Below are 13,690 nucleotides of genomic sequence, written 5' to 3'. Positions count from 1 at the left end.
CCCGGACCGCCGTACACCCTGCCCCGCGCCCCCTCCCCGCCCCTCAGGGGCCTCCCTGCGGGGACTGCGGGGCCGCGGGCCCGTCTGGCCCGCCGGGCCGGCCGTCGCTGCCCGGCTCGCCGTCCGGCCGGCCGCCCGGCCCGGTCCCGGCGTACTGCTCCAGGCCGGACATCGTCACCAGCTTCTCCTCGGCGAACAGCCGGGTGCCCCGGTCGCACAGCCTCCGGTCGGCGCGGGCCCGCGCGGAGAACTCCTCCGGCGTGACGCCGAACAGGGCCCGCAAGCGGGGGAGCGCGGCGAGGAGTGCGGTGAGGAGGACGCGCTGCCGGCCGGGGTGGCGGCGCGGCACGTCCGTGCCGTCGTGGAGGACGCCACGGCGGTTCACATAGGCGTACGCGCCGGGCAGGGTACGGCCGTCCGCCGTCTCGATCCGGACCTCGGGCGCCGGCAGCCAGGCCCGCCGGAAGTTGCCGCCCGGCAGCGGCACGCCCTCGCTGGCGTCGACCACCGCGAGTTGCTCGGCGTCCAGCCAGAGGACGAACAGCTCCCGCACCGCACCGGCCGCCGCGAACGGCGACGCGGACACATAGCCCATGCGGCTCACGTGCGCCGAGACGCCCACGTCGAGGCCGGTCACCCGGGTCTTCACCAGAGGAACGGGCGAATCGACGCCGGCCTCGTCCATCTTGTGGCGCAGCTGTCCGGGGCAGGCGTTGGAGCCGACGGCGAGGACCGGCACCCGGTCCTCGTACGTCAGCCGGCCGAGGGCCAGCAGGCGGTCCCCGGTGAGCAGCCCGGAGTCCTCGGGCCAGGCACCCGGATAGAGCAGCGGGTGCTCGCGCGGCGCGTCGGCGAGGCCGAGCGCGCGCAGGGAGCGGTCGCCGGATCCGGTCACGGGAACCTCAGGGGGCCGGGGGCAGCTCACCGGAGCCGCGCGTGATCAGCCGGGTCGGCAGCTCGATCCGCTCCGGCACGGTCAGGGAGCCGTCCAGCTGACGGAACAGCCGCTCGGCGGCGGTCCGGCCGAGCGCCGCCGCGTCCTGCGCGACGACCGTGACGCCGGGCCGGAGCAGATCGGCCAGCTCGATGTCGTCGAAGCCGACCAGGGCCACCCGGCGGCTGTGCTCGGCCAGCACCCGGATCACCGTCACGGTGACCCGGTTGTTGCCCGTGAAGACCGCGGTGACGGGCGCCGGCCCGGACAGCATGTCCTCGGCCGCGCGGCGCACCCGCGCCGGGTCCGTGGCGCCGAGCGACATCCAGGACTCCTCGACCGCTATCCCGGCGTCCTCCATCGCGGCCCGGTAGCCGCGCAGCCGCTCCGCGGCGGTGTGGATGCGGGGCATGTCGCCGATGAAGCCGATACGGCGGTGCCCGTGGGCGATCAGATGGGCCACGCCGTCGCGGGCGCCGCCATAGTTGTCGGCGAGCACCACGTCCGCGTCGATCTTCCCGGCCGGGCGGTCCACGAAGACCGTGGCGACGCCCGCCCTGATCTCCGGCTCCAGATACCGGTGGTCGTCCCCGGCGGGGATCACCACCAGCCCGTCCACCCGCCGCGCGCACAGCGCCAGCACCAGTTCCTGCTCGCGCTCCGGGTCCTCCGCGCTGGAGCCGTTGATCAGCAGCGCGCCGTGGGCGCGGGCCACTTCCTCGACCGCGCGGCTCAGCGGGCCGTAGAACGGGTCGGCGAGGTCCTCCAGGACCAGCCCGATGCTCGCCGTACGGCCCTTGCGCAGCACCCGCGCGCTGTCGTTGCGGCGGAAGCCCAGCGCCGCTATGGCCTCCTGGACGCGCTGTTCGGTCTCCGGTGTGACGCCCGGCTCGCCGTTGACGACCCGGGAGACCGTCTTCAGTCCGACTCCGGCGCGCGCCGCGACGTCCTTCATGGTGGGCCGGTTGCCGTAGCGGCTGCCGGGGAGACGGTCGGCTCGGCGGATGGTCTCGGGCACGGTGCGGTGTCCTGTCCTGTGATCCACGGGGGTGCTTGGGTCCGTGGGGTTGTACGAGGATGTGGCGTCGAGCATAGAGCCTGGACAACGTTGTCAGGCGCGGGAGAGACTGTCCACCGCACATTCCGGACCCGCGCCCCACCGCAGGACCGGCCGGCCCATCTCCCCTGGTCGACGGGGAGAACACACCTGGTTGACGGGGAGATCCGACTCTGATGCACACCGACCTCGTGGCCGCGCTCGACATCGGCGGCACCAAGATCGCAGGCGCGCTGGTGGACGGCGGCGGCCGGATCGTGGTGCGGGCGCAGCGCCCGACGCCCGCGCAGGAGGACGGCGACACCGTGATGCGGGCCGTCCGCGACGTCCTCGACGAGCTGGCCGCCGTGCCGCTGTGGAGCCGCGTGGACGCCGTCGGCATCGGCAGCGCCGGGCCGGTGGACGCCTCCGCCGGCACGGTGAGCCCGGTGAACGTGCCCGGCTGGCGCGGCTATCCGCTGGTCGAGCGGGTCCGCGCGGCGACCGGCGGGCTGCCCGTCGAGCTGATCGGCGACGGCGTGGCCATCACCGCCGCCGAACACTGGCAGGGTGCCGCGCGGGGGCACGACAACGCGCTGTGCATGGTGGTGTCCACGGGCGTCGGCGGCGGCCTGGTGCTGAACGGGCGGCTGCACCCCGGCCCGACCGGCAACGCGGGCCACATCGGGCACATCAGCGTCGACCTCGACGGCGATCCCTGCCCGTGCGGAGCGCGCGGCTGTGTGGAGCGCATCGCGAGCGGCCCGAACATCGCCCGGCGCGCCCTGGCAAACGGCTGGCGGCCCGGCCCGGACGGCGACACCTCCGCCGCCGCGGTGGCCGCCGCGGCGCGGGCCGGCGATCCGGTCGCCGTCGCCTCCTTCGAGCGGGCCGCCCGCGCGCTCGCCGCGGGGATCGCCGCGACCGCCACCCTCGTGGAGATCGACATCGCCGTGATCGGCGGGGGCGTGGGCAAGGCGGGCGATGTCCTGTTCACCCCACTGCGCCGGGCGCTGTCCGACTACGCCACCCTCTCCTTCGCCCGGCACCTGGAGGTCGCCCCGGCCCAAACGGGCACCGACGCGGGCCTGGTGGGTGCGGCCGCCGCGGTCCTGGCCCACCGCACGGACGCGGCCGCGGCGGGTGTGTGAGGTTCGCGGGGCAACGTCCTGGCCGCGCACGCGTGACCTCGTGCCCCGTTCTCAGTTGAACGGGGCATGAAGAAGCGCAGCATGCTCGCCATCGCCTCCCTCGCCACCGGATTCGTCGTCGCGGCGGTCACCCCGTCGCACGCGCTCGGGGAACAGCTGTCGGGCCTCAACGTGGGCGACAACGTCAGCAGCCTCGACCCGGTCCTCGCCCACGACAGCCTGGACACGGCCGCCGGCGACGACGCGTCCGGCGAGCAGGAGAACTGACCCGGTTCAGGGCCGGAAGGCGCCGGTTCCCCGCCACGGGGACCGGCGCCTTCCGCTTGTGCGCCCTCAACGGGGGCTGGTTTCCGTGGCAGGGTGGAGCGGGCAATCCACAGGGGGCCAACAGAAGAGGGGGAAACGTGACCGTCGTCTGGATCAACGGCACGTTCGGTGCGGGGAAGACGACCACCGCACGGGAACTGATCGACCTGATCCCGAACAGCACGCTCTTCGACCCCGAGGTCATCGGCGGCGCGCTCGCACAGCTGCTGCCGGCCAAACACCTCGCCGAGGTCGGCGACTTCCAGGATCTGCCGATCTGGCGCCGGCTGGTCATCGACACCGCGGCCGCGATGCTGACAGAACTCGGCGGCACCCTGGTGGTCCCCATGACCCTGCTCCGCCAGGACTACCGCGACGAGATCTTCGGCGGGCTCGCCGCCCGCCGGATCACCGTCAGCCATGTGCTGCTCGCCCCGGCCGAAACGATACTGCGCGAGCGGATAGCCCACCGGGAGATCCCACCGGACCTCCCCGACGGCGAGATACGGATACGGCAGTGGGCCTACGACCACATCGAGCCGTACCGCGCCGCCCTCGCCTCCTGGCTCGCCGTCGACGCCCATCTCGTCGACAACGGCCGCCTCACCCCCTACGAGACCGCCGTCCGCATCGCGGCGGCCGTCGCCACCGGCGAGGTGCCCGTCTGCGAGATCGTGCAGACCCCCGAACCCACCGCCGAGACGCTGGCCGCCGGCGTCCTCCTCTTCGACGAGCAGGACCGCGTGCTGCTCGTCGACCCCACCTACAAGCCCGGCTGGGAGTTCCCCGGCGGCGTCGTGGAGCCCGGCGAGGCACCCGCCCGGGCCGGCATGCGCGAGGTCGCCGAGGAGACCGGCATCCGCCTGACCGACGTACCGCGGCTGCTCGTCGCCGACTGGGAACCGCCCACACCCCCCGGCTACGGCGGGCTGCGGCTGCTCTTCGACGGCGGACGCCTCGACTCCGCCGAGACGGCCCGGGTCCTGCTGCCCGGACCCGAACTGCGCGGCTGGCGCTTCGTCACCGAACAGGAAGCCGCCGGCCTGCTGCCGCCCGTACGCTACGAACGCCTGCGCTGGGCCCTGAGAGCCCGCGAGCGCGGAGCGGCACTGTACCTGGAGGCCGGCGTCCCGGTCGGCGACCGGCACGACGGTACGGCGCCCGACACCCCCTAGACAGCGCCCTCCGCCACCTTCCCGAGCACCCGGCCGGCCCCCGCGAGCACCGGATCGCCGTGCCCGAAGCAGGCGACCTCCGCGTCGAGTTCCGCCAGCCGCCGCAGCGACGCGAGGGTGCGCGCCCGGTCCAGGTTGAACACACCGGGCAGCACCGCGCCGTCCACCGGGGACGCGGCCACCGCGTCCCCGGTGAACAGCACCCCGTACCGCGGCAGATGCAACGCGACACTGCCCTCGGTGTGGCCCGGGACGTGGACGACCCGCGCCCCGCCCCCGAAGCCGAGCAGATCACCGTCGGACACTTCCGTCACCTCGGCCGGACGCGGGAAGTCGTCCGGCGGGAGGAGCTTGGCCGCCTCCGCGTGGACCGGGCGCTCCCAGTCCTCGAACACCGGCGGCGGACCGGGCCGTTCACCCCGGACGTACGGCGCGTCCAGACCGTGCGCGTACACCTCCGCCCCGCTCAGCGCGGCGAACTCCGCCGCCCCGCCCACATGGTCCTCGTGGAAGTGCGTGAGCACGATCCGCCGTACGTCGCCCGGGACCCGGCCCAGCCCGGCCACCGCCTCGGCGAGCGCCGCGCCCGAGCCGCCCGGACCGGCGTCGACCAGGGTCAACTCGTCCCCGTCCCGCCAGAGATAGGCCTGGCCGACCGGGAAACGCAGCAGATGCAGACGGGGGAGGAGTTCGATGACGTCCATGGCAGGACGGTAGAAGCCCCCCGCCGCAAGGCGAGGGGCCTTGGCCGAGAGCAGAGCGGAGGCGGTGCCTCAGCTCGCCGCGTAGTTGCGCAGGAACAGCGCCTCCGCCACCGACAGCCGCTCCAGCTCCTCGGGCGACACGCTCTCGTTCACCGCGTGGATCTGCGCCTCCGGCTCGCTCAGCCCGATCAGCAGGATCTCCGCGCGGGGGTAGAGCGAGGCGAGCGTGTTGCACAGCGGGATCGAGCCGCCCTGGCCGGCGTACTGCATCTCCTCACCCGGGTAGGCCACCGCCATCGCCTCCGCCATCGCCTGGTACGCGGGGCTGGTCGTGTCGGCGCGGAACGGCTGGCCCTGACCGATCTGCTCGGTGCTCACCCGCGCGCCCCACGGGGTGTGCGCCTCCAGGTGCGCCTGGAGCAGCTTCGTCGCCTCCGCCGCGTCCACGCCCGGCGGCACCCGCAGGCTCACCAGCGCCCGCGCGCTCGCCTGCACCGACGGGGTCGCGCCGACCACCGGCGGGCAGTCGATGCCGAGCACGGTGACCGCGGGCCGCGCCCAGATGCGGTCCGCGACCGTACCCGAACCGATCAGCTCCACGCCGTCCAGCACCTTGGCGTCCTTGCGGAACTGCTCCTCGTCGTACTGCAGACCGTCCCACGAGGCGTCTGCGGTCAGCCCGTCCACGGTCGTCGAGCCGTCCTCGGCGCGCAACGAGTCCAGCACGCGGATCAGCGCGGCCAGCGCGTCCGGCGCGGCGCCGCCGAACTGGCCCGAGTGCAGATTGCCCGCCAGGGTGTCGACCCGGACCCGGACCAGGGTCATCCCGCGCAGCGTCGAGGTGACCGTCGGCAGGCCCACGCGGAAGTTGCCCGCGTCGCCGATCACGATCGTGTCGGCCTCCAGCAGCTCCGGGTGCGCCTCGGCGTACCGCTCCAGACCGCCCGTGCCCATCTCCTCGGAGCCCTCGGCGATCACCTTGACGTGCACCGGTATGCCGCCGTTCGCCTTCAGCGCGCGCAGCGCGAGCAGGTGCATGATCACGCCGCCCTTGCAGTCGGCGGCGCCCCGCCCGTACCAGCGGCCGTCCCGCTCGGTCAGCTCGAACGGCGGGGTGGTCCAGGCCGCCTCGTCCAGCGGCGGCTGCACGTCGTAGTGCGCGTACAGCAGCACCGTCTTCGCGCCCTCGGGGCCGGGCAGGTAGCCGTACACCGACTGGGTGCCGTCCGGGGTGTCGAGCAGGGCCACGTCCTGGAACCCCTCGGCGGTGAGCGCGTCCGCGACCCAGCGCGCGGCGCCCTCGCTCTCGGCCTTCGGGAACTGGTCGAAGTCCGCCACCGACTTGAAGGCCACCAGTTCGGTGAGCTCCGCCTTCGCCCTGGGCATCAGCGAGGCGACGGTCTCGGCGACCGGATTCGACGACATGGGCACGCTCCTTGTGGGTGCGACGTTGTACGAGTGCGAGTGGTGCCGATCCTCCCACAGCGGCCTCGCGCGATCTTCGCCGTAGGATGCGAAGGACATGGGGGACCCCTGCCCGACCGAGGGCCGGGGGGAGCGGCAGGCGGCGGATCGGGAGCAGCAGACCATCGTGAGCAGCGAGAACTCTTCGGCGGACGACGTGCGGCAGGTGTGGGACGTCGTCGTGGTGGGCGCGGGACCCGCGGGCGCTTCGGCCGCCTACGCGGCGGCGGTGGCCGGACGGCGTGTGCTGTTGCTGGAGAAGGCGGAGCTGCCCCGCTACAAAACCTGCGGCGGCGGCATCATCGGGCCCTCGCGCGACGCCCTGCCGCCCGGCTTCGAACTGCCGTTCAAAGACCGCGTGCACGCGGTGACGTTCTCCCACAACGGCCGCTTCGCCCGCACCCGGCGCTCCAAGCAGATGCTCTTCGGGCTCGTCAACCGGCCCGAGTTCGACCAGCGGCTGGTCGAGCACGCCCAGAAGGCGGGCGCCGAGCTGCGCACCGGCGTCACCGTCCAGCGGGTCGAACAGCACGGCTCGGCGGTCCCGGACCGGCGCACCGTCGCCGTCGTCCTCCAGGGCGGCGAGACGGTGCTCGCGCGGGCCGTGGTCGGCGCGGACGGCAGCGCCAGCCGCATAGGAGCACATGTCGGCGTGAAGCTCGGACAGGTCGACCTCGGCCTGGAGGCGGAGATCCCGGTGCCGGAGACGGTCGCCGAGGACTGGAAGGGGCGGATCCTCATCGACTGGGGGCCGATCCCGGGCAGTTACGGCTGGGTCTTCCCCAAGGGCGACACGCTCACCGTCGGTGTGATCTCGGCGCGCGGCGAGGGCGCCGCGACCAAGCGGTACCTGGAGGACTTCATCGGGCGGCTCGGTCTCGCCGGCTTCGAACCGAGCGTCTCCTCCGGGCATCTGACCCGCTGCCGCGCCGACGACTCGCCACTGTCGCGCGGACGGGTGCTGGTGTGCGGGGACGCGGCGGGGCTGCTGGAGCCGTGGACCCGCGAGGGCATCTCGTTCGCGCTGCGCTCGGGGCGGCTCGCGGGGGAGTGGGCGGTCCGCATCGCCGAGGCGCACGACGCCGTGGACACCCGCCGGCAGGCCCTGAACTACGCCTTCGCCGTCAAGGCCGGGCTGGGCGTGGAGATGGCCGTCGGCAAGCGGCTGCTCCAGGCGTTCGAGCGGCGGCCCGGGCTCTTCCACGCGGCGCTGACCGGTTTCCGGCCGGCCTGGCGGGCGTTCATGGACATCACGCGCGGCTCGACGTCCCTGGGCGAGATCGTCCGGACCCGGCCGATCGCGCAGCGGGCCCTGACCGTGCTCGACCGGCGGGCCGGGGCCTGGTCCGGGGCCGAGACCGAGTCCGCGGGTGCGGCGGGGTCCGGAGCCGGGGCCGGGAACGGGTCGGGATCCGGGAGCGGGAACGGGACCGGGACCGCCGGGGCCGAGGTCAGCTCGTCGTCCTGACGGAAATCGTCTCGATGCGGAAGACGGGGTGGTCGGGGGCGATACGGCGCAGCTCGGCGTCGGGGGAGTGGGGGCCGACGCCGTTGAAGAACACGCCCACCTCGGCCTTCCACCGCTTCAGGTAGGCGCGCAGGAGCGGCGGCTTGTCGTCGTCGGCGACCTCGGTGGCGGTGAAGGCCTCCACGGTCCGGCCGAGACGCAGCTCGCCGCCGCCCGCCGCGCGCATGTTGTGCGTCCACTGGACGTGCCCGCGCGGCGCGACGAGATACCGCCCGCCGTCCACGGTCAGCACGTTCACCGGCGTGGTCCGCCACTCGCCGCTCTTGCGGCCGCGGACGGCGAGGACGCGGGAGCCCCAGACGCTGAGGCCGCGGCGGGTCAGCCAGGCGACGGCGCGGTTGATGACGTTGACGGTGAGCCAGCCGGGCTTGCGGACGTGGGTGGACATGGTTCCCCCTGTCGTGGGTGGGGTGTGGGTCATGGGTGGAGCGTGGGTGCGGGCGCGACCTTGGGCGGGCGCCGCCGTGAGTGTGAGCTGGGCGTCAGCGTTAGTGTGAGCAGTGCTCTCGGTTGTGAGCAGTGTGCACGAGAGCGCTGATCCAAAGCAAGAGCACTGATCTCGAATGTGTGCGCCGATCTCGTTCGCGAGGCTGCTCTCGGACGTGTGCGCTGCTCTCACGCGCGTGCGCTGCTCTCGTTCGCGTGCACTGCTCTCGTTTCAGTGCACCGCTCCCATATCCATGGGAGACTGCCGCCATGAGCAGCAGCGACACGGCAGGCGCGAGCGCCACCCCGAGCGCCCCGCGATATGCCCTCAGCGCCCCCAACGCCCCCAGCGCCCCGCGCGGTGCCCGCGCCCGAGCCCGGATCGAAGTCACGGAAGCCATCAAGGGCGAGGCCCGCCGGCAGCTCGCGGTCGACGGCGCCGCCAAGCTCTCCCTGCGCGCGGTCGCCCGGGAACTCGGCATGGTCTCCTCCGCGCTCTACCGCTACTTCCCCAGCCGCGACGACCTGCTGACCGCGCTCATCATCGACGCCTACGACTCCCTCGGCGAGGCCGCCGAGACCGCGCACGACGCGGTGGCCGACGCCGGACCGGTACGGCGCTGGACGGCCGTGTGCGAGGCGGTGCGCGCGTGGGCGCTCGCGCACCCCCACGAGTACGCCCTGATCTACGGCTCGCCCGTGCCCGGCTACACCGCCCCGCAGGCCACCGTCCCGCCCGCCGCCCGCGTCGGACACCTCCTCATCCGGATCGTGCGCGACGCCCACCGGGGCAAGGGCGTCGCCAGGACCCCGCTGCCCGCCGGGCTGCGCGCCGAGGCCGAGCGCATCGCCGCCGACCTCGCCCCCGACCTCCCGCCGGAGGTCGTGGCCGTGCTGGTCGCGGCCTGGGCGCAGCTGTTCGGGCTGGTCGGCTTCGAGGTCTTCGGCCAGTTCAACCGGGTCGTCGAGGACCGCGAACCGTTCTTCCGCCACGCGGTGGCCCAGCTGGCCCACTCCGTGGGGCTGGTGCACGAGTGAACGACGAGCGGCCCCAGGGTCACTGCCCCGAGGGGCGGCGGTACCCGAGCGGGCGTACCCCGTGAGGAGTACGCATGATCACCTCCCGTGGGGGACGCCGGTGACGCGGGCCGGCGTCTAGCGTGGCGGGCATGGAGGAGCAGCGCGTACGTCCGGGCGGTCCGCCCGCGTGGTGGGGGCACGGGCCGCCGTGGCGGGACGGCGCGGACGGGGAGGAGCGGCGGGCCCGGTGGCCGTGGCGTTCCACCGTGCTGCTCACCGCGTTCGTGCTGGCGGGCTCGCAGATCGCCGCGCGCGGCCAGCTGGACGAGCGGGCCGCCCTCGACCCCTTCGCGCGGGTCCTGCTGCTGATCGCGGCCGGGCAGCTGCTGTGGCGGCACCGGTGTCCGCGGGCCGTGGCGTTCGGTACGGCGGCGACCGTCGCGGTGTACCTGGGCGCCGGGTATCCGTACGGGCCGGTGCTGCTCACGGTCGCCGTCGCCTGCTTCAACGCGATCGTCGCCGGGCACCGCAGGGCCGCCTGGGCGGCGCTCGGCATGCTGTGGGCGGCGCATGTGCTGGTCGCGCACCGGCTGTACCGGTGGCTGCCGCCGTCCGGGGACACGGCGGCCTCCTGGGGGCAGGAGGCGGTGACCGCCGCCTGGGTCGTGGCGATCGTGGCCCTCGCGGAGCTGGCCCGCGCCCGGCGCGAGCAGTGGGCGCGGGAGCGGGCCGAGCGGGCCCAGGGGGCGCGGCGGCGGGCCGACGAGGAGCGGCTGCGGATCGCCCGCGAGCTGCACGACGTCCTCGCGCACAGCCTCTCCGTGATCAACGTGCAGGCGGGCGTCGGACTCGCCCTGCTCGACACCGACCCCGAGCAGGCGCGGACCGCGCTCACCACCATCAAGGGCGCCAGCAAGGAGGCGCTGGGCGAGGTCCGTCAGGTGCTCGACAGTCTGCGCACCCCCGGAGACGCGCCGCGTGCCCCCGCCCCCGGTCTCGACCGGCTGCCCGAGCTGGTGGAGGCGGCGGCGGACGCGGGCCTCGCCGTCCGTGTCGAGGGCACGGCCCCGCGGTTGCCGCCGGCCACCGACCTCGCCGCCTTCCGGATCGTCCAGGAGGCGCTGACGAACGCCGTCCGGCACTCCGGCTCCCGGCACGCGCGCGTGCGGCTCACCCGCGAGGCCGGCGCGCTGCGGCTGCGGATCGACGACGACGGCCCGGCGGCCGGCGCCGACGCGGGCGGTGGCGGCAACGGGCTGGCCGGAATGCGGGAGCGGGCCGCCGCCCTCGGTGGCACCATCGAGGCGGGCGCGCGCCCCGACGGCGGGTTCAGCGTGATCGCCGTACTGCCGCTGGCGCCGCCGCACCGCGAGGAGGAGGACCGGTGATCCGCGTACTGCTCGCCGACGACCAGCACCTGGTGCGGGCCGGTTTCCGGGCGCTGCTCGACGCGCAACCGGACATCGAGGCCGTCGCGGAGGCCGCGGACGGCGAGGAGGCGCTGCGCCGGGTCCGCGAACTGCGCCCGGACGTCGTCCTGATGGACATCCGCATGCCCGTCCTCGACGGACTCGCCGCCACCCGGCGGATCACCCGGGACCCGGGGCTGGCGGACGTGAAGGTGGTCATGCTGACCACGTTCGAGCTGGACGAGTACGTCTTCGAGGCGATCCGCGCGGGCGCCTCCGGGTTCCTGGTGAAGGACACCGAGCCGGACGAACTGCTGCGCGCGGTCCGCGCGGTGGTCGCGGGGGACGCGCTGCTCTCGCCGGGCGTGACCCGGCGGCTGATCGCCGAGTTCGCCGCCCGCTCCAAGGAGCCCGCGGCGGCCGGCGCGCTGGCCGCGCTCACCGAGCGGGAGCGGGAGGTGATGGCGCTGGTCGGCATCGGCCTGTCGAACGAGGAGATCGCCCGCCGCCTGGTCGTCAGCCCTCTCACCGCCAAGACGCATGTGAGCCGCGCGATGGTGAAGCTGGGCGCCCGCGACCGGGCGCAACTCGTGGTCCTGGCCTACGAGTCGGGGTTGGTGCGGCCGGGCTGGCTGGGCTGAGCGTCCGTGCGGAAGCGGACCAGGACCGAGATCACCCGCGCGGCGAACAGCACCGGCGCGACCACCTGAGCGGTGCGCAGCAGCACGGTCTCCGCGATGCCGGGCAGGGTGAACAGCCACACCGGCCCGGCCAGCGCCCCGAAGACCACCGCGGCCGCGAAGGCCGCGCTGCACAGCGCGTATCCGATCTCCACCGTGATGGCGTCCCGTGCGGCCTGGTCGCGCCGTCCCCCGTATGTCGTCATGATCCGATTCTCGCAGCCGTGCGCCCGGCGGGACAACGTGCTCCGCCGGGCGCCGGGGCCTTCCGTCACCTGATGTCACAGGGAGGGGTCCTCAGTCGCGTACCGGCACGCGCTCCGCCTGCGGGGCGGTGGACTCGACGACCACCACGGACGGCCGGCCGCGCCGGGTGCGCAGACCCGTCAGCGAGATCAGCAGGCCGGCGACGGCGATGCCCGTGACCACGACGAGGCCGGGCCGGTAGCTGTCGAGGACTGCCTGAGGGGAGGCGCCAGCCGGCGTGTTGGCGGTGACGACGGCGGTGACCACCGCCAGGAAGATCGCGCCGCCGACCTGCACCGAGGTGTTCAGCAGCCCGGACACCATGCCCTGCTCGTGGTCCTCGACCCCGTTGGTGGCCTGGATGTTCAGCGACGGGAAGACCAGCGCGCAGGCCGCGCCGATCAGCAGCATGCTGGGCAGGATCGCGACCGCGTACACCGGGTCGAGGTCGACGCCGAGGAACAGCGCGTATCCGGCGACCATCAGCGCGAAGCCGGCCGCGATCAGGCGCGGGGTGCCGAACCGGTCGACGATCGCGCCCACCTTCGTCGCGGACAGCGCCACCAGCGCGCCCGCCGGCAGGAAGGCGAGCGCCGTGTGCAGCGCCGACCAGCCGAGCAGCGACTGCATGTACAGGGTCACCAAGAACTGGAAGCCGACGTACGACCCGAAGAAGGCCATGGCGCCGAGCTGGGCGCGGACCTGGGTGCCGGAGCGCAGCACGCCGAGCCGCACCAGCGGTCCCGGTGAGCGCCGCTCGACCAGGACGAACGCCGTCAGCAGCACGGCCACCGCCAGGAAGGACAGCAGGGTGCGAGTGGCGGCCCAGCCGGCCTCGGGTGCCTGGACGACGGTGAAGACCAGCAGCAGCATCGCGGCGGTGCCGAGGACGGCGCCGGGGATGTCGTAGCCGCGGTGCTCGCGTTCGCGGGTGCTGTGCGGGAGCAGCTTCAGACCGGCGAGCAGGGCGATCAGGGCGATGGGCGCGGGCAGCAGCATGGTCAGGCGCCAGCTGGCCTCGGTGAGCAGACCGGACAGCACCAGGCCCATGGAGAAGCCGGTGGCCGCGCAGGTGGTGTAGATGGACAGGGCCCGGTTGCGCAGCGGGCCCTCGGGGAACGTCGTGGTGATGATCGACAGGCCGGCCGGGGCGGTGAACGCCGCGCTCAGCCCCTTGATGAAGCGGCTGGCGATGAGCAGCGGGCCGGAGTCGACGAGTCCGCCGAGGAGCGAGGCGAGGGCGAAGACACCCAGCGCCACGAGGAAGACCTGGCGCCGGCCCAGCAGGTCGGCGGTGCGTCCGCCGAGCAGCAGCAGGCCGCCGTAGCCGAGGATGTAGCCGCTGACGATCCATTGCAGGGTCGAGGTGGACAGACCGAGGTCGGCGCCGATGGACGGCAGGGCCACGCCGACCATGGACACGTCGAGCGCGTCCAGGAACATGGCGGCGCAGAGCACGAGCAGGGTGCCCCACAGGCGAGGTGTCCAGCGCACCTCGGAGGACGGGGCGTCGGTGAGCGGAGAGGTCATGACCGGGACACTACATGCATGCGCATCAGATGCAATCGCATTTAATTCCGATGCAATAAAACGGTTTCTCTGCTACGGTGC

14 protein-coding genes are annotated in these 13,690 nt (G+C 74.0%); 7 read left to right on the top strand and 7 right to left on the bottom strand.

Going from position 1 to position 13,690, the window contains the following annotated elements; all coding sequences use genetic code 11:
- Positions 1-43 precede the first annotated feature (43 nt).
- Positions 44-895: a hypothetical protein gene (locus tag G7Z13_RS03355; RefSeq protein WP_240926102.1), complete on the bottom strand. Its 852-nt coding sequence runs from the start codon at positions 893-895 to the stop codon at positions 44-46.
- A gap of 7 nt (positions 896-902) precedes the next feature.
- Complete coding sequence (locus tag G7Z13_RS03350; protein ID WP_165995875.1) at positions 903-1,952, bottom strand: LacI family DNA-binding transcriptional regulator; 1,050 nt, start codon at positions 1,950-1,952, stop codon at positions 903-905.
- Between the two features lie 215 nt (positions 1,953-2,167).
- Here G7Z13_RS03350 and G7Z13_RS03345 point away from each other — a divergent pair, with 215 nt between their 5' ends.
- The 3 genes from G7Z13_RS03345 (at position 2,168) to G7Z13_RS03335 (ending at position 4,602) form a co-directional block, all read left to right on the top strand.
- On the top strand, positions 2,168-3,121 hold the full coding sequence (locus G7Z13_RS03345; RefSeq protein ID WP_165995874.1) for an ROK family protein: 954 nt from the start codon (positions 2,168-2,170) through the stop codon (positions 3,119-3,121).
- A gap of 66 nt (positions 3,122-3,187) precedes the next feature.
- The gene (locus G7Z13_RS03340; RefSeq protein WP_165995872.1) at positions 3,188-3,388 is read left to right on the top strand and encodes a hypothetical protein; all 201 of its coding nucleotides are present in this window, start codon (positions 3,188-3,190) and stop codon (positions 3,386-3,388) included.
- A 137-nt stretch (positions 3,389-3,525) separates the two neighbouring features.
- Positions 3,526-4,602: an NUDIX hydrolase gene (locus G7Z13_RS03335; protein WP_165995870.1), complete on the top strand. Its 1,077-nt coding sequence runs from the start codon at positions 3,526-3,528 to the stop codon at positions 4,600-4,602.
- Here G7Z13_RS03335 and G7Z13_RS03330 read toward each other — a convergent pair.
- Both G7Z13_RS03330 and G7Z13_RS03325 read right to left on the bottom strand, forming a co-directional pair.
- Entirely contained in the window at positions 4,599-5,306 is a 708-nt protein-coding gene (locus tag G7Z13_RS03330) for an MBL fold metallo-hydrolase (protein ID WP_165995868.1), read from the bottom strand. The genes G7Z13_RS03335 and G7Z13_RS03330 overlap by 4 nt on opposite strands.
- Before the next feature lie 69 nt (positions 5,307-5,375).
- On the bottom strand, positions 5,376-6,731 hold the full coding sequence (locus G7Z13_RS03325) for a dipeptidase (protein WP_165995867.1): 1,356 nt from the start codon (positions 6,729-6,731) through the stop codon (positions 5,376-5,378).
- A 166-nt stretch (positions 6,732-6,897) separates the two neighbouring features.
- On the opposite strand from G7Z13_RS03325, the gene G7Z13_RS03320 reads away from it, so the two are divergent.
- On the top strand, positions 6,898-8,238 hold the full coding sequence (locus tag G7Z13_RS03320) for a geranylgeranyl reductase family protein (protein ID WP_240926456.1): 1,341 nt from the start codon (positions 6,898-6,900) through the stop codon (positions 8,236-8,238).
- Here the strand turns inward: G7Z13_RS03320 and G7Z13_RS03315 are convergent.
- Complete coding sequence (locus G7Z13_RS03315) at positions 8,222-8,686, bottom strand: nitroreductase family deazaflavin-dependent oxidoreductase (protein WP_166004576.1); 465 nt, start codon at positions 8,684-8,686, stop codon at positions 8,222-8,224. The genes G7Z13_RS03320 and G7Z13_RS03315 overlap by 17 nt on opposite strands.
- A gap of 308 nt (positions 8,687-8,994) precedes the next feature.
- On the opposite strand from G7Z13_RS03315, the gene G7Z13_RS03310 reads away from it, so the two are divergent.
- The 3 genes from G7Z13_RS03310 to G7Z13_RS03300 all read left to right on the top strand — a co-directional run bounded on the left by G7Z13_RS03310 (position 8,995) and on the right by G7Z13_RS03300 (position 11,794).
- Positions 8,995-9,762 carry a TetR/AcrR family transcriptional regulator gene (locus G7Z13_RS03310; protein WP_165995865.1) on the top strand — a complete coding sequence of 256 codons (768 nt, stop codon included), beginning with the start codon at positions 8,995-8,997 and terminating at the stop codon, positions 9,760-9,762.
- Positions 9,763-9,893: 131 nt separating this feature from the next.
- Positions 9,894-11,132: a sensor histidine kinase gene (locus G7Z13_RS03305; protein ID WP_206312994.1), complete on the top strand. Its 1,239-nt coding sequence runs from the start codon at positions 9,894-9,896 to the stop codon at positions 11,130-11,132.
- On the top strand, positions 11,129-11,794 hold the full coding sequence (locus tag G7Z13_RS03300) for a response regulator transcription factor (RefSeq protein WP_165995862.1): 666 nt from the start codon (positions 11,129-11,131) through the stop codon (positions 11,792-11,794). Before G7Z13_RS03305 ends, G7Z13_RS03300 begins: the two co-directional genes overlap by 4 nt.
- Here G7Z13_RS03300 and G7Z13_RS03295 read toward each other — a convergent pair.
- Both G7Z13_RS03295 and G7Z13_RS03290 read right to left on the bottom strand, forming a co-directional pair.
- A complete protein-coding gene (locus G7Z13_RS03295; RefSeq protein ID WP_165995860.1) occupies positions 11,755-12,039 on the bottom strand; it encodes a DUF6332 family protein in 285 nt (94 codons plus the stop codon). The genes G7Z13_RS03300 and G7Z13_RS03295 overlap by 40 nt on opposite strands.
- A gap of 91 nt (positions 12,040-12,130) precedes the next feature.
- Positions 12,131-13,609, bottom strand: a complete 1,479-nt coding sequence (locus tag G7Z13_RS03290; protein ID WP_165995858.1) for an MFS transporter — start codon at positions 13,607-13,609, stop codon at positions 12,131-12,133.
- Positions 13,610-13,690 lie beyond the last annotated feature (81 nt).

Source organism: Streptomyces sp. JB150, from assembly GCF_011193355.1.
In the GTDB taxonomy this organism is placed as follows: domain Bacteria; phylum Actinomycetota; class Actinomycetes; order Streptomycetales; family Streptomycetaceae; genus Streptomyces.
This window is presented reverse-complemented; position numbering and strand designations above follow the sequence as displayed.